The sequence below is a fragment of the Flavobacterium anhuiense genome (assembly GCF_050990855.1).
Taxonomy (GTDB): Bacteria; Bacteroidota; Bacteroidia; order Flavobacteriales; family Flavobacteriaceae; genus Flavobacterium; species Flavobacterium anhuiense_C.
Genome location: NZ_CP158861.1, coordinates 3,470,362 through 3,497,009 on the forward strand (window position 1 = coordinate 3,470,362; position 26,648 = coordinate 3,497,009).

General features: G+C 34.9%; 27 protein-coding genes. 6 read left to right on the plus strand and 21 right to left on the minus strand.

Translation table 11 applies throughout. From position 1 onward, the window contains the following. Nucleotides 1–14: 14 nt before the first annotated feature. From ABTV69_RS15380 to ABTV69_RS15415, 8 genes are all read right to left on the minus strand, one after another. Nucleotides 15–2,420 (minus strand): histidine kinase dimerization/phosphoacceptor domain -containing protein, encoded by a 2,406-nt coding sequence (locus ABTV69_RS15380; RefSeq protein ID WP_433830257.1) that lies wholly within the window; start codon nt 2,418–2,420, stop codon nt 15–17. 236 nt (nt 2,421–2,656) lie between these two features. Further along, a complete protein-coding gene (locus tag ABTV69_RS15385) occupies nt 2,657–3,115 on the minus strand; it encodes an SRPBCC family protein (protein ID WP_433830259.1) in 459 nt (152 codons plus the stop codon). Between the two features lie 11 nt (nt 3,116–3,126). Beyond that, nucleotides 3,127–4,128 (minus strand): type I glyceraldehyde-3-phosphate dehydrogenase, encoded by a 1,002-nt coding sequence (locus ABTV69_RS15390; protein WP_433830261.1) that lies wholly within the window; start codon nt 4,126–4,128, stop codon nt 3,127–3,129. A 202-nt stretch (nt 4,129–4,330) separates the two neighbouring features. After that, nucleotides 4,331–4,858 (minus strand): hypothetical protein, encoded by a 528-nt coding sequence (locus tag ABTV69_RS15395; protein ID WP_433830263.1) that lies wholly within the window; start codon nt 4,856–4,858, stop codon nt 4,331–4,333. 88 nt (nt 4,859–4,946) lie between these two features. Further along, nucleotides 4,947–5,429 (minus strand): hypothetical protein, encoded by a 483-nt coding sequence (locus tag ABTV69_RS15400; protein ID WP_433830265.1) that lies wholly within the window; start codon nt 5,427–5,429, stop codon nt 4,947–4,949. Between the two features lie 190 nt (nt 5,430–5,619). Next, nucleotides 5,620–6,126: a hypothetical protein gene (locus tag ABTV69_RS15405; RefSeq protein ID WP_433830267.1), complete on the minus strand. Its 507-nt coding sequence runs from the start codon at nt 6,124–6,126 to the stop codon at nt 5,620–5,622. Nucleotides 6,127–6,301: 175 nt separating this feature from the next. Then, the gene (locus tag ABTV69_RS15410) at nt 6,302–6,826 is read right to left on the minus strand and encodes a hypothetical protein (RefSeq protein WP_433830269.1); all 525 of its coding nucleotides are present in this window, start codon (nt 6,824–6,826) and stop codon (nt 6,302–6,304) included. 252 nt (nt 6,827–7,078) lie between these two features. Then, nucleotides 7,079–8,017, minus strand: a complete 939-nt coding sequence (locus ABTV69_RS15415) for a ring-cleaving dioxygenase (RefSeq protein ID WP_433830271.1) — start codon at nt 8,015–8,017, stop codon at nt 7,079–7,081. Between the two features lie 318 nt (nt 8,018–8,335). Between ABTV69_RS15415 and ABTV69_RS15420 the strand changes: the two genes are divergently transcribed. Further along, a complete protein-coding gene (locus ABTV69_RS15420; RefSeq protein ID WP_433830273.1) occupies nt 8,336–9,910 on the plus strand; it encodes a sigma-54 interaction domain-containing protein in 1,575 nt (524 codons plus the stop codon). Nucleotides 9,911–10,011: 101 nt separating this feature from the next. Here the strand turns inward: ABTV69_RS15420 and ABTV69_RS15425 are convergent, their stop codons facing one another. The 13 genes from ABTV69_RS15425 to ABTV69_RS15485 form a co-directional block, all read right to left on the minus strand. Continuing rightward, nucleotides 10,012–10,365: a hypothetical protein gene (locus ABTV69_RS15425; protein ID WP_433830275.1), complete on the minus strand. Its 354-nt coding sequence runs from the start codon at nt 10,363–10,365 to the stop codon at nt 10,012–10,014. Continuing rightward, entirely contained in the window at nt 10,365–10,985 is a 621-nt protein-coding gene (locus ABTV69_RS15430; protein WP_433830277.1) for an alpha/beta hydrolase, read from the minus strand. The genes ABTV69_RS15425 and ABTV69_RS15430 overlap by 1 nt, the downstream gene beginning before the upstream one ends. 229 nt (nt 10,986–11,214) lie before the next feature. Further along, nucleotides 11,215–11,505 (minus strand): GNAT family N-acetyltransferase, encoded by a 291-nt coding sequence (locus tag ABTV69_RS15435; RefSeq protein WP_433830279.1) that lies wholly within the window; start codon nt 11,503–11,505, stop codon nt 11,215–11,217. Between the two features lie 73 nt (nt 11,506–11,578). Next, the gene (locus ABTV69_RS15440) at nt 11,579–12,940 is read right to left on the minus strand and encodes a sigma-54-dependent transcriptional regulator (protein WP_433830281.1); all 1,362 of its coding nucleotides are present in this window, start codon (nt 12,938–12,940) and stop codon (nt 11,579–11,581) included. Between the two features lie 162 nt (nt 12,941–13,102). Then, nucleotides 13,103–13,771, minus strand: coding sequence for a YoaK family protein (locus ABTV69_RS15445; protein WP_433830283.1), 669 nt, complete (start codon nt 13,769–13,771; stop codon nt 13,103–13,105). 6 nt (nt 13,772–13,777) lie between these two features. Further along, complete coding sequence (locus ABTV69_RS15450; RefSeq protein ID WP_433830285.1) at nt 13,778–14,251, minus strand: Dps family protein; 474 nt, start codon at nt 14,249–14,251, stop codon at nt 13,778–13,780. 225 nt (nt 14,252–14,476) lie between these two features. Next, nucleotides 14,477–14,911, minus strand: coding sequence for a DoxX family protein (locus ABTV69_RS15455; protein WP_433830287.1), 435 nt, complete (start codon nt 14,909–14,911; stop codon nt 14,477–14,479). Nucleotides 14,912–14,922: 11 nt separating this feature from the next. Next, entirely contained in the window at nt 14,923–16,809 is a 1,887-nt protein-coding gene (locus tag ABTV69_RS15460) for an amidohydrolase (protein WP_433830289.1), read from the minus strand. An 8-nt stretch (nt 16,810–16,817) separates the two neighbouring features. Then, a complete protein-coding gene (locus ABTV69_RS15465; protein WP_433830291.1) occupies nt 16,818–17,552 on the minus strand; it encodes a M17 family peptidase N-terminal domain-containing protein in 735 nt (244 codons plus the stop codon). A 191-nt stretch (nt 17,553–17,743) separates the two neighbouring features. Next, nucleotides 17,744–19,114, minus strand: coding sequence for an alginate export family protein (locus tag ABTV69_RS15470; protein WP_433830293.1), 1,371 nt, complete (start codon nt 19,112–19,114; stop codon nt 17,744–17,746). Between the two features lie 65 nt (nt 19,115–19,179). Next, nucleotides 19,180–19,812: a hydrolase gene (locus ABTV69_RS15475; protein ID WP_433830295.1), complete on the minus strand. Its 633-nt coding sequence runs from the start codon at nt 19,810–19,812 to the stop codon at nt 19,180–19,182. 83 nt (nt 19,813–19,895) lie between these two features. Beyond that, nucleotides 19,896–20,213 (minus strand): phosphoribosylpyrophosphate synthetase, encoded by a 318-nt coding sequence (locus ABTV69_RS15480; protein ID WP_433830297.1) that lies wholly within the window; start codon nt 20,211–20,213, stop codon nt 19,896–19,898. A gap of 56 nt (nt 20,214–20,269) precedes the next feature. Further along, entirely contained in the window at nt 20,270–21,085 is an 816-nt protein-coding gene (locus ABTV69_RS15485; protein WP_433830299.1) for an alpha/beta fold hydrolase, read from the minus strand. Between the two features lie 475 nt (nt 21,086–21,560). Between ABTV69_RS15485 and ABTV69_RS15490 the strand changes: the two genes are divergently transcribed. The 5 genes from ABTV69_RS15490 to ABTV69_RS15510 all read left to right on the plus strand — a co-directional run bounded on the left by ABTV69_RS15490 (nt 21,561) and on the right by ABTV69_RS15510 (nt 26,459). Then, nucleotides 21,561–21,938 carry a hypothetical protein gene (locus tag ABTV69_RS15490; protein ID WP_433830301.1) on the plus strand — a complete coding sequence of 126 codons (378 nt, stop codon included), beginning with the start codon at nt 21,561–21,563 and terminating at the stop codon, nt 21,936–21,938. A gap of 324 nt (nt 21,939–22,262) precedes the next feature. Continuing rightward, nucleotides 22,263–23,186, plus strand: a complete 924-nt coding sequence (locus ABTV69_RS15495; RefSeq protein WP_433830303.1) for a hypothetical protein — start codon at nt 22,263–22,265, stop codon at nt 23,184–23,186. A gap of 4 nt (nt 23,187–23,190) precedes the next feature. After that, a complete protein-coding gene (locus tag ABTV69_RS15500) occupies nt 23,191–25,170 on the plus strand; it encodes a TonB-dependent receptor (RefSeq protein ID WP_433830305.1) in 1,980 nt (659 codons plus the stop codon). A gap of 5 nt (nt 25,171–25,175) precedes the next feature. Then, nucleotides 25,176–25,544, plus strand: coding sequence for a hypothetical protein (locus tag ABTV69_RS15505; RefSeq protein WP_433830307.1), 369 nt, complete (start codon nt 25,176–25,178; stop codon nt 25,542–25,544). 48 nt (nt 25,545–25,592) lie between these two features. Next, entirely contained in the window at nt 25,593–26,459 is an 867-nt protein-coding gene (locus ABTV69_RS15510) for an MbnP family protein (protein ID WP_433830309.1), read from the plus strand. The last annotated feature ends 189 nt before the right edge of the window (nt 26,460–26,648 follow it).

The following is a 26,648-nucleotide window of genomic DNA, read 5'->3' on the forward strand; positions in this document are numbered from 1 at the left end:
ACAAGATTTAGAAACTACCTAAAATCCTTTTTAAATACTAACTGAAAGCTAAGTCCATTTTCATTTTTAATTGCTAATTCTCCTTCCAGCGTATTGCTTAAACCGTTTATAAGCGTCATTCCGAACGAATTACTATTTTGTAATTCTTCGATATTTGCTATTCCAATTCCGTTGTCAGAAATTTCAAGCCTATAGCAATTTTCGCTTACTTCGGATAACGAGAAGCGAATTATGCAGTTGGAATCATCCTTAAAAGCGTATTTTATCGAATTGGTTATGATTTCGTTCGTAATTAATCCTACAGCAATTGCTTGAGAAATATCCAATTCTATTGCAGCAATTTTAACTTCAAAATGGATGTATTCGGCATTGAAAGACTCTTTCAAATATTCCACCAATTCATTGCAATAATCAGGCATATTAATCATCGAAACATTATCTTCCTGATACAATCTCTGATGAATTAGCGACATGGCATAAATTCTATTCTGGCTGTTTTTTATGGTAGAAATCGCTAAATCATCTTTCAAATAAGAAGATTGCGAATTCAAAAGACTAATTACAGTTTGAAGATTGTTTTTTACGCGATGGTGAATTTCCTTCAAAAGCCATTCTTTTTCTTCAACCAGACGTTCCAATTTTACATTTTTAAGCTTGATTTCTTTTTCTTTTAATTGCAATCGGCTAGTGCTTCGCTGTTTAATTTTAGCTCTGTTATACAACAAAATAATGATAATCAGCAATAAAAATAAACTGCTTATAGAGATTATATTTAAAAGTTTGGACGAATGCAGTTCCCGTTTCTGAAGATCGGTTTGTTGCTTTAAAGATTTTATATTCTGTACTTTAGCACTTGTTTCAAACTTGAATTTCAAATTTTCATAATCACGGTTTTTACTAATGTTGTCCATCGAATCTTGTAATCGAGTGTAGCTTTTCATGTGCTCGATCGCGGAAAGATAATTTCCATTTAAGGAATCGATTTTAAATAAAGCAAGCTCCAAAACATGGCGGTTATAACTCTCTGCTTGAGCAGAAAATGGAGCAATACGATCGATAATCTCTTTTGCTTTTTGTGGCTTGTTAATCTTTAAATAAAATAAAGCCATGATAGAAGAACAAGCTGTAACATCTTTAATCGTCTCAGCACTATTTAATTTTTTAGCAAAAAAATCAACTTTTTCAAAACTGGCCTCGGCTTCTTTTAATCTACCTAACTGATCGTAACAGCTGCCTTTAAGCTGGTTTAAAATCATACTTTCGAGATCGTTTTTGGGAGGATATTTTTTAGAAGTCGTTTCTAGATATTTCAAAGCTTCAGAATACTTAGAATTATCCATCAATGATCTTAGCGCTCCAAAAAAGCTTTTATACCAAGTGCCAGCATCTAATTCCTTTTGATTGTATTCAATTCCTTTCTGGTAAAATTTAATGGCATCTTCATAATAGCCTGTGGTGCTGTAAATATTTCCTAAACGGATATAAAAGCTGTCCGCAAAAGCATAATCTTTCGTTTTTTCCATTGAACTGACGCTCTGCAAAGCATAAAAAAGCGCATCTTTATAATTGTTATGGAATAATTCGATATACGAAATAGTCGTTTCGGTATACTGTGTGTATAGAAAACCTATTTTTTTCTGAAGAGTAAGACTTGTTTGAAGTTCTTTTCGAGCCAATTTCATGTCTCCAGTCCAAAAATGAACTGGAATTATTTTCATGTAGGTTTCAATTTCTTTTTCCTTGTTGCCTGTTTTTTTATAAATAGCCAAAGCCTCGGCTAGAATAATCGCTTTTTCTTTATTGCTGTCGGGCATATAAGTACCTCGATTATCAATAGCTTCTGCTAGTATTTTTTCGTTTTGTGTTTTTCTCGCTGTATTTACCAATTGCGAAAAAATAATACTGCTCAATTGCGGTTTTCCTGCTTGGTAATAGTATTTTCCAAGAAGATATTTAGATTGAAAATACCATTTCTGGATTTTGGATTTCTCTGCCAGCTTTTGAGCTTTATTGATATACAAAAGCGCATTTTTGAGATCGTCTTTTTTAGCTCCAGTTTTAAAAAGATAAAAACTCCCGATCTGCAACGCCAGCTTAATCTGATCGATTGCATTTAATCTCGGCAATAGCAATTCTGCTCCGCGAACATAATTATTGGTAATTAAATTATTTCCTGGAAAATTAGATCCGTCGTTGAAACCTTCATCGTTGGCAAGCGTGTATGGAAGTTTGTGCGCTTTGCAGGCCAAAATCATGGCGCTATCAATATCGATAGTTCCTTGGCTCCCATTTCGAAGATAAATCGCCACATTGTGCAACATCAATCTATCTTTCTGAAGCTTAAGTTTATCGGTTTCATTTTGGCAAAAAGAGGATGTGGTAAAGAAAGTTAGTAAAAGTAAGAAAATTACTTTTTTCATGTTTAGGAGTGTTTGGAAACGTAAAACTAAGCGTTTTGAAAGTGTTAAAAAAACATTTTTCGAGCTAATTTTTCAATTTTAATAACAATTTAAATAGAGCAGTTATTGCTAATTTAATCCAAATAATCCTTTTAATCTGTGGCAAAAAAACTAATTTTAGACAACACAAAAAAGCGACCTAGAATCTAGACCGCTTTTTAAAATATAATGTGTTCGCGATAAGTCAGTTTCAGTTTTTATTTTTCTGAAATTTCCTTTAATTTGTCCATCGCTTTTGGATAAGTAGTGTTGAAATAATCCAAATATTCATCAATGGTATCCAGATCTACAGTTACGGTTGTAATGCCGTTATTTTCTTCAAAAGTATAATTTTCATGTCCGCCAGCCCATTTTTCAACTTGGTCGCCTGTGGTGACTTCTGTATCTCCATCCAAGAAACCGTAATGACGAATAGAAACAAAATCGGCAGGTTTATTTTCTTCAATTTCCGAAACCATTCCAGCTTTATTACCGTTTTCATCCGTCCCTACAAAACGGATTTTACTTCCTTTGTCCCAACTGCCTTCATAAGTAGAAGTAGGATTAAAAGTGGCTACCCAATATTCATAAGTGGCTTTGTCCTTTAAGCCAAGCATCGTTTCATATACTTTTTGAGCTGATGCATTTATTTCTTTCTTAAATTGTAATTTTTGCATGGCTTCTATGTTTAGATTTTTTCAGCTATGTATTTTGCTACTTCTGCAAGTCGGTTGGCGAAACCCCATTCGTTGTCATACCATGCCGCAACAGAAAGCAAATTTCCTTCTTTTGCAGTAAGCGGTAAATCGATGATAGAGGAGTGAGGATCTCCGACAATTCGGGCTGATGTCCATTGCTCTTCCAACACATCCATTACACCTTTTAACGGACCTTCAGTTGCCGCTTTTCTAAAAGCATTATTTACTTCTTCTACCGTACAATCTTTGGTGGTCACCAAATTTAATTCGGCTATGCTTCCCGTTCTGGTTGGAACTCTATACGCTTTTCCTGTAATTTTTAAATCGCTCCAGATAAACTGCAAAGCTCTTGCGGCACCAGAAGAAGACGGAATAATATTTTCGGCAGCCGCCCAAGAATCACGTCTGTCTTTCATAGGCTGATCTGTCAAAGATTGCGTATTGGTGTAGGAGTGAACGGTAGAAAAAAGACCATATTCAATACCGAAATTTTCTTTGATTACTTTTACAACCGAAGCCAATCCATTTGTGGTACAGCTTCCCATGCTGATGATTTTGTGGTTTCCAGCATCAAATTTATCCAAATTAATTCCTTTTAAAAGAACAGCATCACAATCGGCCAAAGATTTACTTGGTGCGCTTACCAAAACATATTGTGCACCTTTGTCAATGTGTTTTTGAGCAAAATCTCTTGTGGTCGCACGTCCCGTACAATCTACCACAATATCAATTCCTAATGCTTTCCAATCTGGAATATCCAGCTTTGAATTTTGATACGGAATCGTTCTGCCTCCAATTACAAAATTTTCATCTGCTGTTTTCACTTCTTCGTGCCATCTTCCATAATTGGTATCAACACTAAAAAGCGCTCCGAGCAAGCTGATATCTTGAATGTCAGCAATGACTTGAGGAACAAAAAGATTGTCTTTTAAAGCTACGCGAAGAAATTGTCTCCCGATGCGGCCAAATCCGTATAATGCTATTTTTGCCATAGTATAGTAATTTAAATGATTATTTATTTGCAATTTAATAGTGAGGAATGCAGTAACATAATTTATAAATTTAATATTAAATTATTGATTATCAATTTTTTAATATTAAATAATTTTTAAATGTTTCGAAGCGAAGAAAAAAAAGCGGTCTAGAATTTAGACCGCTTTTTTTAAATTGTTATGTGTACTGATTACGGGTATGTTATTCTCCCCATAGATTATAAACACTCATTTCATTTGCTTCCTTGTTAATTATTATAAAGCCATTTTCTTCAATCGAGTTATCTGTACCTGGTTCAAGAGTTACAAAATTGGTTTTGAATTTATACACTATATTATTTGAATTAATCCATCTAGGAAAATGTTTGGATATATTATCGTCTAAAAATGTGGGTTTAAAACCTTGAGAAGTAAGAGGGAAAATGAGTTTGCCATTCTTTTTCCAATCTTTCATACTTTTTGGATTAAAGTTTTCTTTTCCTGTAAAAGTCCATCCATTTTCTTTAGCAAAGGCTATTATTTTTTCGGCATTAAAAGTTTTATTGTATTTTGTTTTCCAATGCATTGCTAGATGTCCACCATATGGACCTTGATCGCTAATGTTTTCAACAATATATTCGCTTTCAAAATTTTTCCAAAAAGCGTTTGGAATTAAATTATTACAAGAATTTAAAAAAAATGCAGTTATAATGAATTGATAAAAAAATATAAATCTAATCGGTTTCCGCATAAATTATTGATTTTATTTGTTTTTCCATTGCTTTGTCGACACGCTATCGGGTTGCAAACCCGATTGCGCGGATTTGCAATCTGTGTTTTTATTTATCAAGCTTTTCTATTTCGAATATTTCAATAAATTTTTGCTCCATATTTTTATTTTGCAATTTTATAATTACCCTTGAAAAGATAGAAATAAAAACTAGGAACGCATTAAATATAACATAAATTTCTATTGGGGGTTTTGCTTGAAAATAGAAAACGGAATTACACATAATAAATCCCATAATTGGAAAGTACTTTATCCAAGCATTTCCTAATTTACTTATGGGTTCGATACTATAATTTATAGTCAATTTTTTTTCATTTTTATATGTTCCCTTCAAAAGATAAAAACTTGAGAAAAAATTAGAATTTTTTGTAATCTCAAAAGTTGAATTGTCAAATTTTCCATAAAAGATTTTCGAATTATCAGCAAATATGATCGACAAAATTCCCCATTCAATTTTTAATTCTGGAGAGCCAATTTTCGTGTTTTCTTTTAATCTATTTCTAAATTCAGTTATATCTATTTTTGTCGTCATTTAAAGAATTTTTCGTCTTTTTCGGTAACATTTGCCGATAGCGCGGATTTGCAATCCGTGCCCGCAACAGTGAGACATCATGCAAATTATCAATTACAAACTTAATATTAAATTGGTAGTTTTTGAATTTACAGAAAATAGACAATCTTTACGGGCACGGATTGCAAATCCGCGCTATCGGATATCGGAGTTATTTTTCTTCATTGCTTATCTGCTCTAAATTATCTAAACCTGATTGAACTAAACCTCTTAACTCAGAAATTTCGCTTGAATAACCTTGATAGAAAGTTCCATTATTTCTTGAAGTTTCAAAAAAACTCATCCAACTTTCAAGCTGTTTATGGTAAGTTTTATATTCAATTGAGTATTTATCTTTATGTCTACTATAAAATCCAGTAATTTGAGCCAGATATCCTATATAATCTCCTGACTCTTCCCAGCCAGAAATGATGATTGCATCAGCCGTTGTTTTTGCATCATTTTTTATGAATTTTTCTTTTAATTCTTCAATTCTTTTATCTTCAGCTCTGGTGTCAATGATGTACCACAAGGAGAAACAAGTAATAGAGGCTACAAAAGCTATTGCTAAAATAATAACTTTGTGTTTGGTTGTCAAGATTTTTAAGAATTGGAGGATTTCAATAATAGAAGCGATTATTCCAAGTATACCACTTACGTATGCAATTATTGTCAACATTTATTTAAGTTTAATTATTATATTTGGGTTTGTTTTTTTTAACGTTCGGGCACGACAGCGTATTTGGAACTAAATTAAGCTCATTGTTGGGATTAGCCAAATCATCCAAATACAAAACCATCATTCCATTAAGCCAATTGCCCCAATCTGTTGTAGTAGCTGTTATAAGCGGTTTCTATTGAAATGTTTTTTTTAAACTTTCCGTGATCTTTTTAAAAACTAATTCATTTTCTTGTAATTTTTCGTCTCTATAAAACTGAAAATTATTTGACTTTTGCGTTATTGTTTTATTCGCTTCATAATCAAAATAAATTTCTCCAAGTTTTGCTTTTATTAAAGTTATATTTTTCAAAATTTTCACAAAATTTTCATGTTCATATTCGTTGAAATATATTTGTAATTCAAGAACATTTCGCTTTAGTGCATTGTATGTTGGATAAACCATATTATCAAGTTGCTTTGCATTAATCTCAAGTCTAAAGATTTCATAAGTATTTATATCTGCCCACAATTGTTCTGTTTCTGCATAAATAGAAAAAAAAGAATTTATAGAGTCCAGTCTTCTTTGTTGAAATATTGAATGATTAATTTCTCGTTTTTTTGAGATTAAATCAAAAGTGCGTTTACCAAAATATGAAATTACTGCTAAAATAATTAGAGTTTGATTCCAATAGGTTGTCAATATTGCATGTAAACTCATTTTCGACTAATGTGTTTTATGTTGGGTGAAATTGCTTAGAGATATGCCACTGACAACATCAGACATATCATCCCAAAAAGGGATAGATAACCCTAACAAAAGTCAGTTTTTACAATCACCCAAATATAAAATATTTTCCTAATAAAAAATAGAAATCCTTTACTCCCCCAAACAAAAAAAGCCATCCCAAATCAGGACAGCTTTTTCAAAATAGTTGTGTGTTTCGGGATTAAACCCAGTTTAGCATTTAAATTAATTTATTTTAACCAAATGTTTTTCAATAGCTTCTCTTTGTGGCTCGTATTGAGCTGGAAGTTTTAAGTTTTGACCTAATTCTTCTAAGCTTTCGTCTACAGTAAATCCAGGATTATCTGTTGCAATTTCAAACAAAACTCCTCCTGGTTCTCTGAAATATAGAGAATGGAAATACTGTCTGTCAATTTGCGGCGTAATCTGTAATCCGTATTCTTCGATTTTTTCTCTGAATTTCATCAAGATTTCATCGTTTGGTACACGGAAAGCCACGTGGTGAACAGTTCCGTTAGCGTTTAAGCCTCGTTTCTCTTCTGGCAATTCTACCAAGTCAACAATTGCAGCATTTTCAACTGCGTCTGTAGCATAACGGTAACGGTTTACGTCCTGATCGATCAATTTATAACCAAAAATATCAGTTAAGATAGCCGCAGTAGGTTTAATGTTGTTTAAAGTCAAAGTAATGTTATGAAAGCCTTTTGTAGCCACATCAGCTTTTACTTCATCAGTTTCCCAAGCTTTTCTGTTGTCTTCTGTTTTAGATTCGATTAATTCCAATTTTAATCCGTCTGGATCTAAGAAAGTCAAATATTTTTCACCAAACTTTTCAGCTGGTTTATTGTAGATTACATTGTATTGTTCGAAACGTTTTTGCCAGAAATCAAGGCTTCCTTTAGGAACAGAATAACCAATTTCAGTTGCCATTCCAGAACCTTTTCTTCCTTGCTGAATTCCTGCTCCCCAAGGGAAGAAAGTCAAGATTGTTCCCGCGCTTCCTACTTCGTCACCAAAGTAAAAGTGGTAGGTTCCTGGATCGTCAAAGTTCACTGTTTTTTTGATGAATCTTAATCCTAAAACTTTTGAATAAAAGTCGAAATTACGTTTAGCGTCACCTGCGATTGCAGTAATATGGTGTAAGCCTAAAATTTTATTTTCCATGGTATTTGTTATATTAAATTGTTGTTTGATTTTTCTTTTACAAATTTACGGCGGTTATGCTTCTGCATCGATTAACCTAGATTAAGAAATAAAACAGCCTTGTTTTTTGAACGTGATGAACGAACCAAATAACATTCCGATTTTGAAAAAGGTTTGAAAACAAGGGTCTTGGCGAAAAGCCAAATTCTAGAGAATACGATATATCGTAATTTTATGATTGTAAAACGGCATATTTAGAAAATCGATAGTTATTTACTAAATGCTATTTCTTAAATTTACGCTGTCACCGCCAAAAACTACCCCTAAGAAATGCCGTTTATGCAAAATCCCCTAGATACCAATTCAGTCATAATAAGCCGATTGCAGGAAAGAGAAAAAGAACAAATGCTTATAATGTCTTTCTGTAGCGCACTTTCTCAGACCTTAAATAAAGAAGAATTTGGGGTGTTTGTAAACGGAATTGTCAAAGAACACTTCCAGTTTGATGATTTTGTTTTGGCTTCTTCTGATGGCAGTGCTTCAGATTATTTTATTTTTTATACTACAGATCAAAACATCCATTCTAAAACGTATGCTATAAATGATGGTTTTTTTGATTGTTGCAGGGATTCCGCTGATGTCGTTTCTTTTGATTTATCGAATTCAAAGCATCCAGATTACATTCAAAACATCTATAAAAAAGGTTTTAAACATGTCTTCGGAATTAGTCTTCCTTATATCAAAGGAAACCAAAACGTGCTTTTTCTTTTCTTTAAAAGCGCTAAAACATTCAGCAGAGAATCGAATCGTATTTTGAGAGGAATTGCCATGCAACTTTCCATTTCGATTAGAAACATAATTCTTACGCAACAAAATGAAAATATTCTCGCCGAGTTGGAACTGTTGAAGAAGAATATTTCAGGAAAAAAGAAAGAAAAAAACAGTCAGAAAAGTGAAGATTTTCATGGAATTATAGGAAGCAGCAACGCGATGAAAGACGTTTACGAATTGATTTCGCAAGTGGCATCTTCTAATTCTACAGTTTTGATTTTGGGTGAAACTGGAACAGGAAAAGAGCTGGTGGCAAATGCAATTCATCATTTGTCTGAAGTTGCAAATCAGAAAATGATTAAAGTGAATTGTGCCTCAATTCCCGAGAATTTAATTGAAAGCGAATTGTTCGGACATGAGAAAGGTGCTTTTACAGGAGCAACCGAACGAAGAATTGGAAAGTTTGAACAAGCCGAAAATAGCACTATTTTTCTAGACGAAATAGGAGAGTTGCCTTTAGAATTGCAAGGAAAACTCCTTCGTGTTTTGCAAGAAAAAGAAATTGAAAGAGTAGGCGGAAACAAAAGCATAAAAGTAAATGCCAGAGTTATTGCGGCAACCAATAAAATATTGGAAAAAGAAGTTTACAGCGAACGCTTTAGAAGCGATTTGTATTTTCGTTTGAATGTTTATCCTATTAAACTTCCTGCGTTACGCGACCGCAAGGAAGACATTCCTGTTTTAGGGCATTTTTTCTTAGAAAAGCATGCTGCAAAAATGGACAGAAATGTAAAACGGTTTTCTAAAAAAGTACTCAACAGCATGATGACAAATGCTTGGCCTGGAAATGTGCGAGAACTTGAAAATATGGTTGAAAGAAGCATTTTGTTTGCTAAAGATGAAAAGATCAAAGAAATGATTTTTCCAGAAGTTGCAGTTGCAAGCTCAGATGCTTTGGTAAATGAATTTTATACCAAAACGCTTCAAGAAGTAGAGAAGGAGCATATTTTAAAAGTGATAAAAAAATGCAACGGACGAATTTCTGGTCCGCAAGGCGCGGCAGTTTTACTCGGCTTGCCATCTACAACTTTGACTTCTAGAATGCGTAAACTAGGAATTAAAAAAGAGCATTTTTTGGATTGAAATAAGTGTAAAGATAAAACTTTGTCAAAGTTTCCAACTTTGACAAAGTTCGACAGAACATGAAACATGAAACTTGAAACTTGAAACTTGAAAAAACGTATTTAACCCAATTTAATAAAAATAGATTTTCGCAATTTAGGCTCAAGATTTTTGGTTTTATGTCCTTTTCCTGCAGTATCTTCTACCAGTAAAATAGAACCCGTTGGGAATGTTCTTTTTTCTCCTAATGAAGTTTCGATTTCCACGCCTCCTTCCAGTAAAACAATATATTGGCGATCAGGAGCATTGTGAAAATCGTAATCGTAAGAAGGGCTAACTTCTCTAAAAACGATAGATTTCACGGGTTCATCATCCGATAAAAATCCGATATCGCCCTTGTTTTTCAACGGAACTTCAAAGTCTTCAAAATGGCTTTCTCCATTCTCATCGCTGTAAACGCGAGTGATCGTAATCATTATTTTTTATTGAAAATTAAGGCATTGGCACAATCAACTTCGTCTTGACTGATGGTATGTCCCATATTTGGATAGATTTTTTTAGTCACATCGGCACCCATTTTTTCCATAAGCGCTTCAGTTTCATTCACTCTTTCTACAGGAACGTGAAAATCTGGATCGCTTGTTCCGATAAAAACAGGCGTGTTTTCGAAGTTTCCAGAATAATGGTCTTCATACACTTTATCACCAATTAATCCGCCTGTAAAAGCTACGACTCCTCCATATTTTGCTGCATTTCTGGTAGTAAATTCCAAAGCGAGACAAGCACCTTGAGAAAATCCTAGGAAATAAATATTTTCTTTTTCAATTCCGTTTTGCTGAATCGCCACCACAACTTGATGTATTGCTTCTAACGATTTTGAAAATGAAGGTTCATTTTCGTTTAAAGGAGCTAAAAACGAATACGGATACCAAGTTCTGTTTTCTGCCTGAGGCGCAACCAACGCAAAATCATCAACTTTAAGATGTTTGGCAATCGAAAGAATATCATGAGCGCTAGCACCGCGTCCGTGAATCATGACCAAGGCTTTTTTAGCTTCATTTAAAGGAATACCGTCTGTTAAAATATCTGTATTCATAATTTTATGAATTATAAGTTATGAGTTTTTAGTTATGAGTTCAGTTTTTCTGAAGATTTAAATCTTTTCAACAGTAAAATCTGCGTTATCTGCCAAATCTGCGGGAGATAATTTTTTGTGTAGTTTTTCAGGTAGATTTACACAATCTTGTCACCAGATTTGTTAGACCTGACAGGTTTTAAAAACCTGTCAGGTCTCCGTTGAGGTTAAAGTTACAGGTTATCAAAAATTACTTCTTCCAAATATCCTCATACTCATTTGGATGTCTTTTAAATTGAGCGTGAACGTAAGGACAAAGCGGTAAAACTTTCAAGTTATTGGCACGAACGTAAGAAACCATTTCTTCTAAAAGTTTCTTTGCATAACCTTTTCCTTCTGCTTCAGGCTCAACTCCTGTATGGTAAACTGTTAATAAATCGGGTTTGATGCTTACCGTCATTTCACCTTGTTTTTTATCGTCTACATAAAGGTTGAAAGCTCCATGTTTTTTTTCGTCTAATTCTAGTTTTATTGTTTCCATATATTTTTATTTTATGGTTTGTTTTATATAAGCAAAGTTAGCGAAGCCTGCACTTAAGACAACTTAATGTAGATTAATTATATCCTTGTTTTATACCTAATTTTTTCATTTTTGAATACAATGTCTGCGGTTGCATTTTTAAAAGTTCGGCAGCACCGCCAGAACCTGAAACTTTACCATTGCAGAATTGAAGTGCATTCATAATATGTTCTTTTTCCATTTCTTCCATCGATTTTAGCTTATCGGTACTGATTTCTAAAACGACAGTTGGAGGACTTGAAGGTAAGTCAAAATTTTCAATTTCGTTGGTTTTGGCGAGCAGTACATTTCTTTCTATCAAATGTTCTAATTCACGTACATTTCCTGGCCAATTGTAATTTTTTAATTGTTCTAATGCTGTTGCGCTTATTCTGCTTACATTTCTTTTGGAACTTGTTGCATATTTTTTTAGAAAATAATAGGCTAATACTTCAATATCTTCTTTGCGTTCTCTTAAAGACGGTAATTGTATCGGAAATACATTTAATCGGTAGTATAAATCCAATCTGAAACGTCCTTCAGCAACTTCTCTTTCAAGCGTTTTATTAGTTGCCGCTACAATACGGACATTAATTTTAATGGTTTTATTGCTTCCAAGACGTTGAATTTCTTTCTCCTGCAGCACACGCAATAATTTTACTTGAGAATCAAGTGGCAATTCGCCAATTTCATCCAGAAAAATGGTTCCATTATTAGCTTGTTCAAATTTACCAATTCTTACCGCATTAGCTCCTGTAAAAGCGCCTTTTTCGTGCCCGAAAAGTTCAGATTCTATTAAAGATTGCGGCAAAGCAGCGCAGTTTACTACCACAATCGGATTGGATTGATGTGCCGAAAGTTCGTGTATGGCATGAGCGGCTCTTTCTTTTCCAGTCCCGCTTTCGCCTAATATCAAAACAGAAGTTTCGGCTGGAGCTACAATTTTTATTTTTTCAATTGCTTCTTTTAAAAGCGGACTTTGGCCAATTATTCCTTGAATTTCTTGATTTTTAGCATCAATTTGATCGACGGCTAAATCTACTCTTTCTTGGTTAAATCGATATCTGGCAATGTCAAGCATTACTACAAGATCTTTTTCCCTAAAAGGCTTTACCGTAAATCCGTACGGATGTGTAGCTTTTACAGCTTCAAGCGTACTTTGATTGGTATTTGCTGAAATATACAGAAAAGGCAGATTCATTTCGCGCAACTCCCAAGCCAAATCAATTCCAGTTAGATTGCCTTTTAATATGATGTCAAGTAGAATCCAGTCCGGTTTTTTTTCTTCGATTAATTTTAGAGCCTGAGCCACAGAAGCAGCAATACCAACAACTTGATATCCGGCTTTTTGCAGCATGATTTTTAAATCATTTGCAACTATAAATTCATCTTCAACAATTAGTAGTTTCTCCTTCATTACATTGTTTGTATAATTTCAAGAATGGCCAAGAATTTGGAGTTTTTTGTAAATTTCTTTTTAACAGATTTTAGCACTCTCTTTTCTCAAAAAGAGTGCTAAAATCATTTTTTAAAGATACTATATTATCAGAAATCTGCAATCTAAAAATGGGCGTTTTGCTTAACTATCTCGGTGATATAAGTAGCAAATAATCATTGCAACTCCTGGCAGAATTAGAGTTCCTAATCCGAAAAACTTTCCTGCAATTGCTCCAAGAAAACATCCAACAAGAAATCCGATTAAGGTAACAAGCTGTTTTTTAAAACTTAAAAATACTTCGACATCTTTAAGTCCGTTTTTTAATAGGTTTCCTAAATCAAGAGAAGCCTGAGTTACATTTCCAGTCATCATAGTAGTTGGACCGTGCGTTTCTTTCGCGTAAAGCTTTCCAAAAGCATTCTGAAGTCCCATTGCAAAAACAGTTGTCATAGCAACGGTGTACATCGTCCATTCTTCAAAGTTTTGCAAGTAACCAAACACGTAAGACGCAATTCCGCTTAAAAGTAAAATTATGCCTTCCCAGAATAAAATTGTATAGCGATTGGTTGCTTTTAATGCAATTCTTCCTCCTGTGATTACGGCAATAATAAAAACGGGAAAAGTAAGCAGTTTTACCCAAGCATGAAGATCGGAACCTTTGACAATCTGATACGCAAAAACGATAAAGTTACCTGTTACGTGCGCCGAAAATATGGAATCGGCTGCGACAAAAGTGACGGTATCGCAATACCCTGCTATGATGGTTAAAAGCAGGGTTACGTACCAAATATTTTTTTGTTGAATTTCCATAATTTTTTAGTTCAAATGAGCGCGAAGCATCCAAGCCATTTTTTCGTGATTTTCTACAAGACCTGTTAGGAAATCGCTTGTTCCTGCATCTTGCCATTCATTAGCAATCGGATTGATATTTTCTCTAAGATAAATAATAATACTTTCATGATCTAAAAGCAATTCTTTGATAAAACCAGCGCTCTCATTATTTTCTTTTAATTCTTCTGTAAGATGCGTCAATGCAAGAAAATCTTTTAATGTCGCAGGCGTATAATGGCCTAAAGATCTGATTCTTTCTGCAACTGCATCTACAATTTCGTCAATCGCATCGTATTGCTGTTCAAAGAAAATATGTTTGTTGTAAAAATCAGGACCTTCAACGTTCCAATGTGCTCTTTTTGTTTTGGTATAAAGTATGAATTCGTCTGCAAGAACTTTAGTTAATACATCAACAATTTTTGAGATGTTTTCTTGTTTAATTCCGATGTTTGTTTTCATTTTTGAATTGGGTTTTTGTTAAGTTATGAATTATGAATTATGAGTTATGAGTTATGAGTAGCTGAGGAATCTAAATCAATAAACACATAACATTTTGTGTTGAAAAAGCGATAAATAATTAGAAATCTGCCTAATCTGTTTAATCTGCGAGAGAATAAAACATGCTATGTGTAATCATGCAAGTGAAACGCCTTTTAGTCGCTCCCAAATTTCTATGTGTTTAAATTAATTGTTTAATAAGGTTAGTAAATAATTATCTAGTGAATACGTTCCTGCACCAAGGGCAAGAAGCAATAATAGCGATAAAGTATACATGTACGGAACGTCACGAACTTCTAGCGAATCGTTTTTGTGAACTACGAAATAGCCAATTGCAGTTACGCCAATTGTAGGTAGCACTGCAAGGCGTGTTCCAAGCCCGAGAATAATGAAAAACGGAATTATAGTATCAGAAAAAGTTGCCACTAATCCGTTTAGTTTTTCAGGCAAATGCAACGGATTCGGAACGTGTTCTTTTTGCCCGTTTTCGACTCTAAATTTTTTCATTCCGTGTACTCTGAAAAGTTCGATGGCAAGCAACACTCTAAATGCTAAAAGCGCTGCGTTGTTGAATGAATTCCCTAAATCGGAATGCAATATTTGTTTTATAATTTCGATCATTTCTTTAAAATTTAGAAAGCAAAGCAAGAACAGCCTAAAGCGCCCCAGAATGCATTGTAATTGTTTACCGGAACATTGCTCATTCTAGCAGCATCGTGATTGTGCAAGTGAACGTCGCAACTTCCGCTGCAGCTGTGAATCTGCGAAGTCAGTTTTGGTTTGGCATCTGCTTTTGCATTTTTTTCGATTGCACTTTGAAAACTGCTTCTTACTGGATATCCGTTGTAAATATTTGTTGGCGACCAATCGGGTAAAATCGGAATGTGAGGCGGTGAGAACGAAGAGAAATCTCCATTAGCATACACAATTTTTCCGTCGACAATCGTCAAATCTGCTTCGATTTTTTTGATGTCTTCGTCGTCAATGGTAAAATAATCACGATCTAAAACCACTAAATCGGCAAACATTCCAACTTTAATATCCCCTTTTTTAGTCTGCTCTTGCGAAAACCAAGCGCTTCCTCTAGTGTACAATTCTAAAGCCGTTTGTCTGTTCAATCTTGTTTCATTGTACAATTGCAATCCGCCGATAGTTTTTCCAACGGTCATCCAATACATTGACACCCACGGATTGTAGCTGCTTACACGTGTAGCATCTGAACCCGCGCCAACAGGAACTTCCATTTCAATCATCTTTTTGATAGGCGGCGTGTTTTCAGCGGCTTTTGCTCCGTAACGATCAGTAAAATATTCTCCTTGATACGCCATTCTACTTTGAACTGCGATTCCGCCGCCTAAAGCTTTTACACGTTCGATGTTTCTTTCGTCAATCGTTTCGGCGTGATCAAAAATCCACGGAAGTCCGTTGAAAGGAACATCTTGATTGATCTTTTCGAAGACATTTAAAAATCTTGTAATGCTTTCGTTGTAAGTGGCATGCAATCTGAAAGGCCAGCTATTTTCTACTAAAAGTCGAACTACTTTTTCTAAATCAGCTTCCATATTTTCAGGAAGATCGGGTCTTGGCTGCAAGAAATCTTCAAAATCGGCAGCAGAGAAAACTAACATTTCTCCAGCTCCGTTATGGCGGTACATATCGTTTCCTTGATATAATTTTACGGTATCAATCCAATCGGAGAAATCTTCAAATTCGTGTTTTGGTTTTTGAGTGAAAAGATTGTAGGCAATTCTTACGGTCAATTGTTTCTTTTCATTCAATTCATTAACCACTTTATAATCGTCTGGAAAATTCTGAAATCCACCGCCCGCATCAATCACACTTGTGATTCCGAAACGGTTCAATTCTTTCATAAAATGACGAGTCGAATTAATCTGATGCTCGTATGAAAGTGTTGGACCTTTCGCCAAAGTCGAATACAAAATCATCGCATTTGGAGTAGCAATAATAAGTCCTGTTGGTTCTCCGTTAGAATCGCGTTCAATATGTCCTCCTGGAGGGGCAGGCGTATTTTTGTTATAACCAACTGCTCTCAACGCCGCTCTGTTCATAATTGCTCTGTCGTACAAATGCAGGATAAAAACTGGAGTATCTGGTGCAATCGCATTGATTTCTTCTAAAGTGGGCATTCTGCGTTCAGCAAATTGAAATTCTGACCAACCTCCCACAACACGAACCCATTGGGGATTTGGCGTACGATCTACTTGTTCTTTCAGCATTCTTAGCGCATCTGCCAAAGACGGAACGCCATCCCAACGTAGTTCAAGATTATAATTCAATCCGCCTCGAATAAGGTGAATGTGCGAATCGTTGATTCCAGGAACAACTCTTTTGTTTTGAAGATCGATTATTTTGGTCTCTTCAGAAGCAAAAGCCATGATGTCACTGTCGTTTCCAACGGCAATAAATTTCCCGTCTTTAATGGCAACCGCAGTAACGTTTGGAGTTTCAGTATTGAAACGATGTATTTTACCGTTGAATAAAATTAAATCTGCTTTCATAGTTTCGATTATTTAGCGTTTAGCTTTGCAATTGCTGTTTTAATTCCTTCACCTGCAACCGTATAAAAAGCAGGACCCGCTAGTAGGATTACTTTGTTTAAAGGCTTGTATTCTGCCAGTTTTTTATCTTTCAAATACGCCTGAGTTCTGTACGCTTCAAAAGAGCCTAAAACTACATTTTCTGCCACAAGAGCGGTTGGAGAATCGATTCCTGCATCTTTAATATCACTTGCAAAAGAATAATTAGAAACGCCTAAACGCAAAGCTTCACGCATGGCAGTGCTTCCGACATCTTTCATTAAATCGGGTGTAAATTTGTTACGATCTCCCAATCCAATTAATAATAATTGTTTAGATGCTAAAGTGCCTTTTGCGGGAGTAATCAATAAAGTTTCGAGTGCATGACCTTGAAATTTTCCGCTTTTGCGTAATTCAGTTATAATGCCTTTTAAAGCGTCGTCTAAATGCACCATTCCGTTTAAGTTAGCAGGAAGGGCAGGAGGATTAAAAATATCACCTTCTGTGTATTCAAAAACGCAGGCAACTTGTAAGTCAGCTTCTGCTGCAGATGGTCCTTGAACCAGTCCGTTTACTGCAATTCCGTCTACTTTCCCCCAAGTTACCGTAGAACCGATTGAAGCTGTTTGAGCAAAAGCGTTGTTACTAAGAGCGCCTGCAAATGTTATAATTAAAAGAAATAGATGCAAAAATCTAAATCTGTATGCTGAAGTGTTTGTTTTCATTGTTTTGGGTTTAGTGTTGAAATTGAATGTATGGCGTAAATTTGGACGCGGATGAAGCGGATTTTGCTATCGCAAAAGCGCAGATTTACACAGATTTTCTTTATAAAATCCGTTTTTATCAGCGTCTTTGCGATAGCAAATCCGCGTTTATCAGCGTTCTATTTTGGCGCTACTATATTTTTTTTAGGTTATTAAAATTTAAATCCAAGACGAGCATTAAAGAATACTCCATCTTTTGAGTTCGGGATCATGTCATTGATAAAAGCGCCTGTTTTGAAATACTGAATACCGCTGACCACCGAAATATATTTGTTTATGCTATAAGTAAAATTGGCGAGATAGGCCGTTCCAATATATCTTTCGTCAGAATCGCTTCCGCGAAGGTTCAGAATTCCGCTTGGTCTGTAAACTCCGTCATCTGTTGAGAATCTCCAGTTTAAAACCACATCGACCTGCATCTTTAAATTCGAAAGTAAATCCATCGTCGCATACGGATGAATATCGATAAGGTTCACTGGCCCAACTTGCGGACTAAAACCAAAATATCCTCCTTTTGGATACAGCGGATTAAAGGTCTGAAGCTCGCCGTTGCCTTGGTTTTTATCTCCTGAGATATAATCGTTTCTAAGATTGATGGTTGGTTTAAATTTTACGTTTTCAAACATATATCCAATATCAACAGATCCTGTCCAGGCATTGATATTTCCAGAACCAAAAGTTCCGAATTGATACGCCGCTTCAAGGTTGTAAATAAAACCGCCACCGTATTTCCATAATCTTGAACCTATTGTATGCCTTCTTTCAGGAGCAATTCCTTCTTCAAAAACAGATTCGTCTCTTCTGAACCCGAGATAATACAGATCGAGATTTCCCGCTTTTGGAAAAATAATTTTAGAATATGCTCCCCAAAGATTAAGCTGTTTAGACATTTTATTATCAAAAACTCCTGTATGAACCGTATCGGCCATCATGGCAAAAGCATCAATTGATACTCTTGACGAAGTGTACATCAGTTTTCCTCCTGTAAAATAAAGTCGCGCGTTTGGACCTTCTCTAACAGAAATTAACCTTCCAGAACCATAATCCAATTCTTGCCTTCCGGCGCGAACGGTTATTTTTTTGTCTTTTTGCTGCCAGAGATTAACATCTACAAAAAGATTTTGAACATTCAGTTGATCTTCGTCAATGCCACGTGCTCCGTTTGTACGGCCATCTTCTAGGGCACTTCGCAATTGGGCAAATATTCTAAAACGTTTTCCTAAATGCACATCGGCATGAAGGTCGTAACGCTGCAGTAAGAAATTGTTGTGACCAATATTGAATCTTCCCCAGTCTTCATTGTTGAAATCAACGTACTCATATCGGGCTTCGCCACCAATTGACATATAAACGTCTTTTTCTTGATTTAACGGAATGAATTTTAATCGTTCATAAAAGTTTCTGTTTGAATCTTTTAAGAATTCATAATTTTCATCGTAACGCAACAGCTTAAAGCTCTGAGCCGATGCCGTGTTTCCCATTAAAAGAAAAGAAACAATAGATATGAAAAAGATTTTGGTCAATATGGATTTTGATGATTCCAACATAATGAAGCGTAAGAGATTTATAATAAAATGAATTAGTGCGATTAGTGTTTCAACATGTTATGAGCATAGTGAATACCTAAACCATAAGATCCGCCATATTTTTTCATCAAATTAGTTACAGGAACATAAGTTTCCTCACGTGCCCAATCTCTTTGAAGCTCTAATAAATATTGGATAGAAGTTACAGGAATCGCTCCAGCTTGAACCATTCTTTGTACAGCACGTTCGTGAGCTTCTGCAGTTACATCACCGCAAGCATCTGTAATAATGTAGACTTCGTAACCTTCATCAATTGCAGACAATGCAGGTCCTACGATGCAAACGCCTGTCCAAAGTCCAGCAAGAACAAGTTTCTTTTTGTTTTTTGCTACGATAGCTTTATAAGCGTTTTCGTCTTCCCAAGTATTCATTGTCGTTCTGTCAATATATCCAGAAGTAGCAATTGGGTAAAATTCTTCCAATTCAGGAAAAACAGGCCCAGAGAAACTTTCTTCTGCAACTGTAGTGACAACAGTGTCTACATTAAAAATTTTTGATGCTCCAGCCACAATCGCCACATTCGTACGTAATTCGCTTACTGGAATATTATGCGTTGCAAAGGCCATTTGTCCTTCAAAATCGATTAATACTAATGCGTGATTGTCTGGTGATAATAAGTTAACGGATGGTTTCATAGTTATTTGTTTTTAAGATTTATAATTGGTTAGGCTAATGAAATGGAATAAGCATTAGCGATATTTCGTGATTGGATTGGAAATTAATGCGTTGACAATTTTTTGATCATTTCAGCAGAAATTGCATCGGCATAAATTCCAAAAGCGCTGGTTAGAACACCTTTAATATTGTAGATTTCAGATTTAATTCCGTAGACAATATCTTCATCTCCCGGATCGGTATCTCCTTCAAAACGAAATAGATATTCAATTTTGAATTCTTCTGGCGACATGCTTTGCGTATTGTTATTGTAACGAATACAATTAGAATCCAGATTGAAATTTTCTGTAAAACCTTGTGTACTCAGCCATTGCAAAGCTTCTGTAACCGTATCAAAAGAGGGTTGTTGAAAAAAACTCATAATTTGAGAAGATTAAACTACCTGTAAATAAGCCTTTACAGGTAGTTGATTATGGATTATTTGATGAAATCTAAAATATCGCTGTTGATCGTCTCAGCATTGATAGTTGGCATACCGTGAGAGAATCCAGGATAAGAGATTAATTTCCCGTTTTTCAACAATTTAGCTGCTCTAGGAGCTTGAGCATAAGGAACGATTTGGTCATCTTCTCCGTGTAAAACTAAAACTGGAATATCTAAGCTTTTTAAATCTTCTGTGAAATCTGATTCAGAGAATGCTTTAATTCCTTCGTAGTGAGACAGTACAGAACCCATCATTCCTTGACGCCACCAGTTTTGTTTGATTCCTTCTTGAACTGTCTGTCCTTCGCGGTTCCATCCGTAGAATGGGATAGGGAAGTCGTAGAAATATTGTGCTCTGTTGAATCCAGTTCCTTGTCTGATTTCGTCAAAAACTGACAATGGAACACCTTCTGGATTAGATTCGTTTTGAACCATAATTGGCGTAACTGCACTGATGATTACCGCTTTTGCAACGCGCGCTTTTCCGTATTTTGCAGCGTAACGAATTACTTCACCGCCTCCTGTTGAGTGTCCAACGTGAATCGCGTCTTTTAAGTCTAAAAACTCAGCTAATTCAGCGATATCAGATGCGTAAGTTTCCATGTTGTTTCCTTCTGAAGCTTGACCAGAACGACCATGTCCGCGGCGATCGTGTGCAATAACTCTGTACCCTTTTTGAAGGAAATACATCATTTGTGCATCCCAATCATCACTTGATAAAGGCCATCCATGGTGAAAAACAATTGGTTGTCCTTTTCCCCAATCCTTGTAATAAATTTGTGTTCCGTCTTTTACTGTAAATGTGCTCATGGTTTTTGATTTAAAGATTAATTTTAATTTATATTTTTAATTTAAAATGATCTATAGGTTTAAAATGTAAACTTATAAGTGCTATTATGTTTTGTTTTGTTATGATTACAGTGCAAATGTATTACAGAGTGAAACCTGTATCGGTTAATCTAGATTAAGAAGTGATTTTTTTGTTCTATTTCACTTGCTAGAGTATCTAGAAAAGAGATTGTTTCATTTGTTTCTATTTTAAACTTTTCAATTTTATGAACGATGCCCAAGAGTAGCCAATTAGCATGCCTTATTTGCAGTGCCTTTGTTTTTAGGGGTTTTAAGAAAAACAGGATTAATTTTATTTACGATATTTCGTTATTTTATGAGTAATTCGTTTTCTTTAAATAAGACTATTTTGTCTTTTATTTGTAAAAAAATCCAAATTCGTTAAAATAAATACAAAATAGTATGTACTTTTGCGAGCGAACAATTGAACAAGCTCTTGAAAAGGTTAATCATCATAGCACTTTCTATTTTAATCCTGTCGCCATCTTTTGGCAGCTTGTTCGTTTATGCTTCTTTTAAAATCAACCAGAAAGAAATTGCACAAACTATTTGTGTGCAGCGTAAACAAGCTTTCAATAGCTGCAACGGTCGATGTGAACTTCAAAAAAGCATTAAAAAATATTCTGATAACGAACGAAAAATGCAAGACAGTCTAAAAGACAAACTAGAGCTTGTATATGTTCAAAATACTGCTGAAATCAATTTTAGCGCAATTCCAGTTATCGAATCAAAAAATAACACGTCTATTTTGTTTGATAACAAACCAATCGGGGCTTCTAATCTTACTTTTCATCCTCCTCTCTTCACAGTTTAGAGATCAAATTCTTTAAATTCCAATTTTTGAAATTCCAAATTCCAAACTTGAAGCTTTGGCGCGATATTCCCAATTTCAAATCGGGTTTTGAATTTTTGTTTTTGCTTACGCGGATTTTATATCTGGATTTGAGTTGGAAATAATGCAATTTTCATTTTAAAAATAATTTGATCTTCTTTTGTATTTGAAGGGAATAGCTGTATTCCAACTTCATTTACGTTTGCCATTTTCTTTGGCTAATTCACTAGTATTTAAGCTTTTTTGCTATTCGAAAAATTATGGCTTGATGCTAAATTTTAAACGTTTTTTTTATAACACCATCAAATGAAATTTTTTAATTTTTGGATAATCGCAGTTTTATTTGCGGTTACGTCCTGTACGATTGATAAAACAGATTATGAAGCTGAAACTGGTTCGGAAGTTCCTGAAAATCTAGTTTTTAAAGAAGCAACTTCGCTCACAAGCGGCAACTATAAGATTAGTATTGAAGCTTTAAATGGAACTTTCTATAAAGGTTATAACGAACTTCATCTGAAAGTCATTAATACTCAAAACAACCAAGAGCTAACTACAGCTGCGGTTACTTTTCTACCAATAATCAGTAATGCAGACGGAAGTAAAAGTTCGTGCCCACATCAATATAATGTTGCGTATGATGCTGCTAATAAATTCTATAGCGGTTATTCTGTTTTTACAGGCGAAAGCACTACAACAGCAAGTTGGAAATTGTACATCAGTTTTACGGCCGATAACCAAAAATATGAGATCAATAAAGATATTACGGTAGAAAAACAAAGCAATAAAAACCTTAATATGACCGCTTTTGCCGGAAGTGATGGCGAACAATATGTAATTGCCCTGATTTCGCCTCAAAAACCTACAGTTTCAGAGAATCAGTTGGTTGCTGGTGTTTACAAATACAATAAACCAACAACTCCAGCGGGAACTTTTCCAGATCCGACGCAGTTTTCTTATTCTGAAGTTGTGGGATATACTTTAAAATTAGATCCAAGAATGCCAGAACCTTCGATGGGAAATCACTCTTCGCCAAATAATAAAGATTTGACGCAAGGAAGTGATGGGCTGTATCACGGAGTGGTCAATTATACCATGACAGGAAATTGGACCTTGAATTTGATTATGATGAATCAAAACGGATTGATTGTAAAAGGAACGATAGTTCCTACTGATCACACGCCAGGAGTTGAAGGCGTGAAAAGTGAACTTTATATTGATACTTTATTCTAATAGCATGAGATATATTATAATGCTGCTTTTCTTGGGATTATCAGTTACAGCCCAAAACCAGCATGCACATCACGACAGCATAAAAAACTTAGAAGAAGTAACGGTAAAAAATGCGACAAAAAAGAAAATTGAAACAGAGATGAAAATGGCGGTTTCTGTTGATGAATTTTTGTCTTCATCAGATAATATCAGTTTTATAAAGCGTGGAGCGTATGCTTGGGAACCTTTATTAAATAATATGAGCACAGAGCGTTCGACAGTTACCATCGACGGAATGCATGTTTTTGGGGCTTGTACCGATAAAATGGACCCGATTACGTCTTATGTAGAAAGCAATAATTTGGCAACGATTGATATAAAATCGGGTCAGGAGGGAAGTTTGCACGGTTCTACAATTGCAGGAAGCATCGATCTAAAAAGAAAAAGCACGCCATTTGGACTTCAAAAGAAATGGAATGGAGTGTACCAAACGGGGTTTGAGTTTAATAATAAGCAGTTTTTCAATTTAGGAAATATCTCGTATTCGGGAACCAAATTCGTGGCAGACGGAAGTATATCGTATCGTACAGCAGATAATTATCGTGACGGAAATAACGACGAAGTAAAACATTCGCAATACAATAAATTCAACACTTCGTTAGAGTTGGCTTACAAAACTAGCGATTTGTCATCGGTAAGATTAGACGCGATTTTTGATGTGGCAAAAGATGTGGGTTATCCTGCTTTGCCAATGGATTTATGGCTTTCTCGTGCGCTTATTACATCGGCTTCTTATAAACAATTGTTTGAAGAAGGTCTGGTTAGAGTGGTAGATACTAAAGTATATTTTAATGCCATTGAGCATTATATGGATGATACAACACGACCAGAAAATTTAGTTCACATGGATATGCCGGGTTGGAGCACCACTTACGGATTGGTTTCTAAAGCCAATTTGAAAAAGAACGATTACTCGTCTGAAATTCAGTTGAATGCTTACGATAATCTATCTATTGCAGAAATGCGCATGTATCCGCAAGATCGAAGCGAAAGAACAATGTTTGCTTATAGCTGGCCTTGGGTTACCACTCGTTATGCTGGACTTTCGATGAATAATTCTTGGGATATTTCAGAAAGAAGTCAAGTGCACTTAGGCGGTTCTTTGGGTGTGAATTATAATTATTCAAAATACATAGAATTCAATTGGATTTTTCATCCGGGAGCGCCTCAAGAAAAAACGAGGTTTCTGCCAAGTCTGAATGCGGCTTACAACTTAAATATCGATCAATTTAATTTTTCTGTCGGAACAGGTTACGGTCATAGAGCGCCTTCTGTTTCTGAAGGTTACGGTTATTATATCTATAATAGTTTTGATCGTTACGATTATATCGGAGATCCGAATTTGAAAAATGAAATTTCGTATGAAGGAAATGCAAGCGCAGGTTTTAAAAATGAAAGATTAAGCATTCAAGGAAAAATAAACTATTTCTATATTCAAAACTATATTATTGGAAAAATCTTAAGCTTGGGAAGTCCGATGAATTATCAATCGGTTGGTGTAAAAGGGTATACCTCTTTAGATTATGCCACGCTTTTGAATATGTCTGCTAATGTGAGTTATGATATTTTGGAACATTTACATTGGAAAGGAACGCTTACGTATGCCCGTGGAATGGATAATAACGGAGGAAATTTGCCTTTCATTCGTCCGTTAAGTTATTTGACTTCTCTTCATTATATGTATAAAAATTTCGGAATTCAGACTTCTGTAAATGGTGATTTTGAGCAAATTAACTACAGTCCGGAATATGGAGAAGATTTGACGGGAGCTTATACAATTTGGAATATTTCTGCCGATTATACTTTTAAAATCAATAAAGTAAGAAGTACCATTCAGGTTGGAGCAGAAAATTTATTAAACGAATATTATAGCACGTATGCAGATTGGGGAAATATCCCGAGAATGGGACGTAATATTTTTACGTCTCTAAAATTCAATTTCTAAGAAAAATGAAAAAAGTTTTTAGTGTTACAATGACGATTTTGTTCCTGCTGGTGTCTTTCCAGCAGGCGCTTATCATTGTGCACTTTAAACTGAATCAAGATGCTATAGAAAAAGAATTTTGTGTGAACAAAGCCAAGCCAGAACTGCAATGCCATGGTAAATGCCATTTGAAAAAAGAGCTTCGAGAAACGGAAAAAAATACCGATTTAGAATTGAGAAGCATTAGCAAAAAGATTGATATTGCTTTAAACACAAACATTGAATTTCAGGTTCCACTATTAAAAACTATAACATTCAAGAAAGTGCCGATTTATAGACAATTGGATCGGTTAGAACCTTGCCTTGAAATTTTTGTACCGCCGCCTATTTTATAATCCTCTTTTCGATTTATAAAATAGAACACAAAAATTAAAATCATAAAAATGCAAAATTTAAAAAAATACCTTTTATTATCAGTGGCCGCGTTGGCATTTGTTTCATGTTCAAGCGATGACGATGCTCCTGCAGCAAACAATCTAACGTTGGAATTCAATAATACATTCAAAGACAAAACAATTGTTTTAGGAGACGCAATTTCAGCATCTGCAACAGCAAATACTTCAGCGGCAGGACAAATTCATCATTTTTCGGAGGCCAAATATGTAATTAGTAATATTCGTCTAATAAAAGATGATGGAAGCGAGGTGCCTTACAACGTAAATGATTTAGACAAAGGTGCAACAGTAATAGATCAGGCAAAAGTGGCATCATTAAGCTATGTTTTGAGTAATGTGCCATCTGCATCATACAAGCAGATTAAATTTGGTTTAGGTATTAAAACAGAACAAAATACTTTAGACCAAACTAGATTTCCTAAATTCTATGCAGCCGCAGGTGCTAACGATACTGCAATGATGTGGGAATGGGGAACAGGATATCGTTTTACAAAAGTAGAAGGCTTTTATGATACCGATAATAAAGTAATGTCTATTCATACAGGAAGTACTGTAGCAGGAACTGAAGGCGCATACACACAAGGTGTTAATGCATATAGAGATATCACTTTAAGCCTTGCTTCAAATGCCATTGTAGGGAAAAATGCTCCGAAAATCAAAATTAAAGCTGATTTTGATAAACTTTTGAGCGGAAAAATCAATACGATTACTTTATCTACAGGAACAGGAATGAGTGATAATGCAACTCCAAACGTTCATACTGCAGCGCAAATGGTAAAATTTGTGGATAATCTTGGAGGAAACGGAACAAACGATATTTCAGGAATGTTTTCTGTGACTAGTGTAGAGAATTAAAATTGCTCGTTGTTAAAAATCTTATTTAATCTGCAGAAATCTTTTTTAAATCTGCGTGAAAGACTTTTTCGTATAGTTTTTTTTCACGCAGATTTAAAAAGATTAAAGCTGATGTATACAGATTTAAATTGCCTCCATCTTTAGATAGAGCTATATTTAATTAAAAAGACGGGTATATTTTTAAAATTC

Excerpts from the sequence above, each read along its gene's own strand:
- ABTV69_RS15380 (WP_433830257.1), bottom strand. The coding sequence starts at position 2,420 with ATGAAAAAAGTAATTTTCTTACTTTTACTAACTTTCTTTACCACATCC.
- ABTV69_RS15455 (WP_433830287.1), bottom strand. The coding sequence starts at position 14,911 with ATGATCGAAATTATAAAACAAATATTGCATTCCGATTTAGGGAATTCA.
- ABTV69_RS15460 (WP_433830289.1), bottom strand. The coding sequence starts at position 16,809 with ATGAAAGCAGATTTAATTTTATTCAACGGTAAAATACATCGTTTCAAT.
- ABTV69_RS15510 (WP_433830309.1), top strand. The coding sequence starts at position 25,593 with ATGCAAAATTTAAAAAAATACCTTTTATTATCAGTGGCCGCGTTGGCA.
- ABTV69_RS15430 (WP_433830277.1), bottom strand. The coding sequence starts at position 10,985 with ATGAATACAGATATTTTAACAGACGGTATTCCTTTAAATGAAGCTAAA.
- ABTV69_RS15445 (WP_433830283.1), bottom strand. The coding sequence starts at position 13,771 with ATGGAAATTCAACAAAAAAATATTTGGTACGTAACCCTGCTTTTAACC.
- ABTV69_RS15410 (WP_433830269.1), bottom strand. The coding sequence starts at position 6,826 with ATGAGTTTACATGCAATATTGACAACCTATTGGAATCAAACTCTAATT.
- ABTV69_RS15405 (WP_433830267.1), bottom strand. The coding sequence starts at position 6,126 with ATGTTGACAATAATTGCATACGTAAGTGGTATACTTGGAATAATCGCT.
- ABTV69_RS15385 (WP_433830259.1), bottom strand. The coding sequence starts at position 3,115 with ATGCAAAAATTACAATTTAAGAAAGAAATAAATGCATCAGCTCAAAAA.
- ABTV69_RS15400 (WP_433830265.1), bottom strand. The coding sequence starts at position 5,429 with ATGACGACAAAAATAGATATAACTGAATTTAGAAATAGATTAAAAGAA.
- ABTV69_RS15475 (WP_433830295.1), bottom strand. The coding sequence starts at position 19,812 with ATGAAACCATCCGTTAACTTATTATCACCAGACAATCACGCATTAGTA.
- ABTV69_RS15415 (WP_433830271.1), bottom strand. The coding sequence starts at position 8,017 with ATGGAAAATAAAATTTTAGGCTTACACCATATTACTGCAATCGCAGGT.
- ABTV69_RS15390 (WP_433830261.1), bottom strand. The coding sequence starts at position 4,128 with ATGGCAAAAATAGCATTATACGGATTTGGCCGCATCGGGAGACAATTT.
- ABTV69_RS15440 (WP_433830281.1), bottom strand. The coding sequence starts at position 12,940 with ATGAAGGAGAAACTACTAATTGTTGAAGATGAATTTATAGTTGCAAAT.
- ABTV69_RS15505 (WP_433830307.1), top strand. The coding sequence starts at position 25,176 with ATGAAAAAAGTTTTTAGTGTTACAATGACGATTTTGTTCCTGCTGGTG.
- ABTV69_RS15395 (WP_433830263.1), bottom strand. The coding sequence starts at position 4,858 with ATGCGGAAACCGATTAGATTTATATTTTTTTATCAATTCATTATAACT.
- ABTV69_RS15420 (WP_433830273.1), top strand. The coding sequence starts at position 8,336 with ATGCAAAATCCCCTAGATACCAATTCAGTCATAATAAGCCGATTGCAG.
- ABTV69_RS15465 (WP_433830291.1), bottom strand. The coding sequence starts at position 17,552 with ATGAAAACAAACACTTCAGCATACAGATTTAGATTTTTGCATCTATTT.
- ABTV69_RS15425 (WP_433830275.1), bottom strand. The coding sequence starts at position 10,365 with ATGATTACGATCACTCGCGTTTACAGCGATGAGAATGGAGAAAGCCAT.
- ABTV69_RS15485 (WP_433830299.1), bottom strand. The coding sequence starts at position 21,085 with ATGAGCACATTTACAGTAAAAGACGGAACACAAATTTATTACAAGGAT.
- ABTV69_RS15500 (WP_433830305.1), top strand. The coding sequence starts at position 23,191 with ATGAGATATATTATAATGCTGCTTTTCTTGGGATTATCAGTTACAGCC.
- ABTV69_RS15480 (WP_433830297.1), bottom strand. The coding sequence starts at position 20,213 with ATGAGTTTTTTTCAACAACCCTCTTTTGATACGGTTACAGAAGCTTTG.
- ABTV69_RS15495 (WP_433830303.1), top strand. The coding sequence starts at position 22,263 with ATGAAATTTTTTAATTTTTGGATAATCGCAGTTTTATTTGCGGTTACG.
- ABTV69_RS15450 (WP_433830285.1), bottom strand. The coding sequence starts at position 14,251 with ATGAAAACAAACATCGGAATTAAACAAGAAAACATCTCAAAAATTGTT.
- ABTV69_RS15435 (WP_433830279.1), bottom strand. The coding sequence starts at position 11,505 with ATGGAAACAATAAAACTAGAATTAGACGAAAAAAAACATGGAGCTTTC.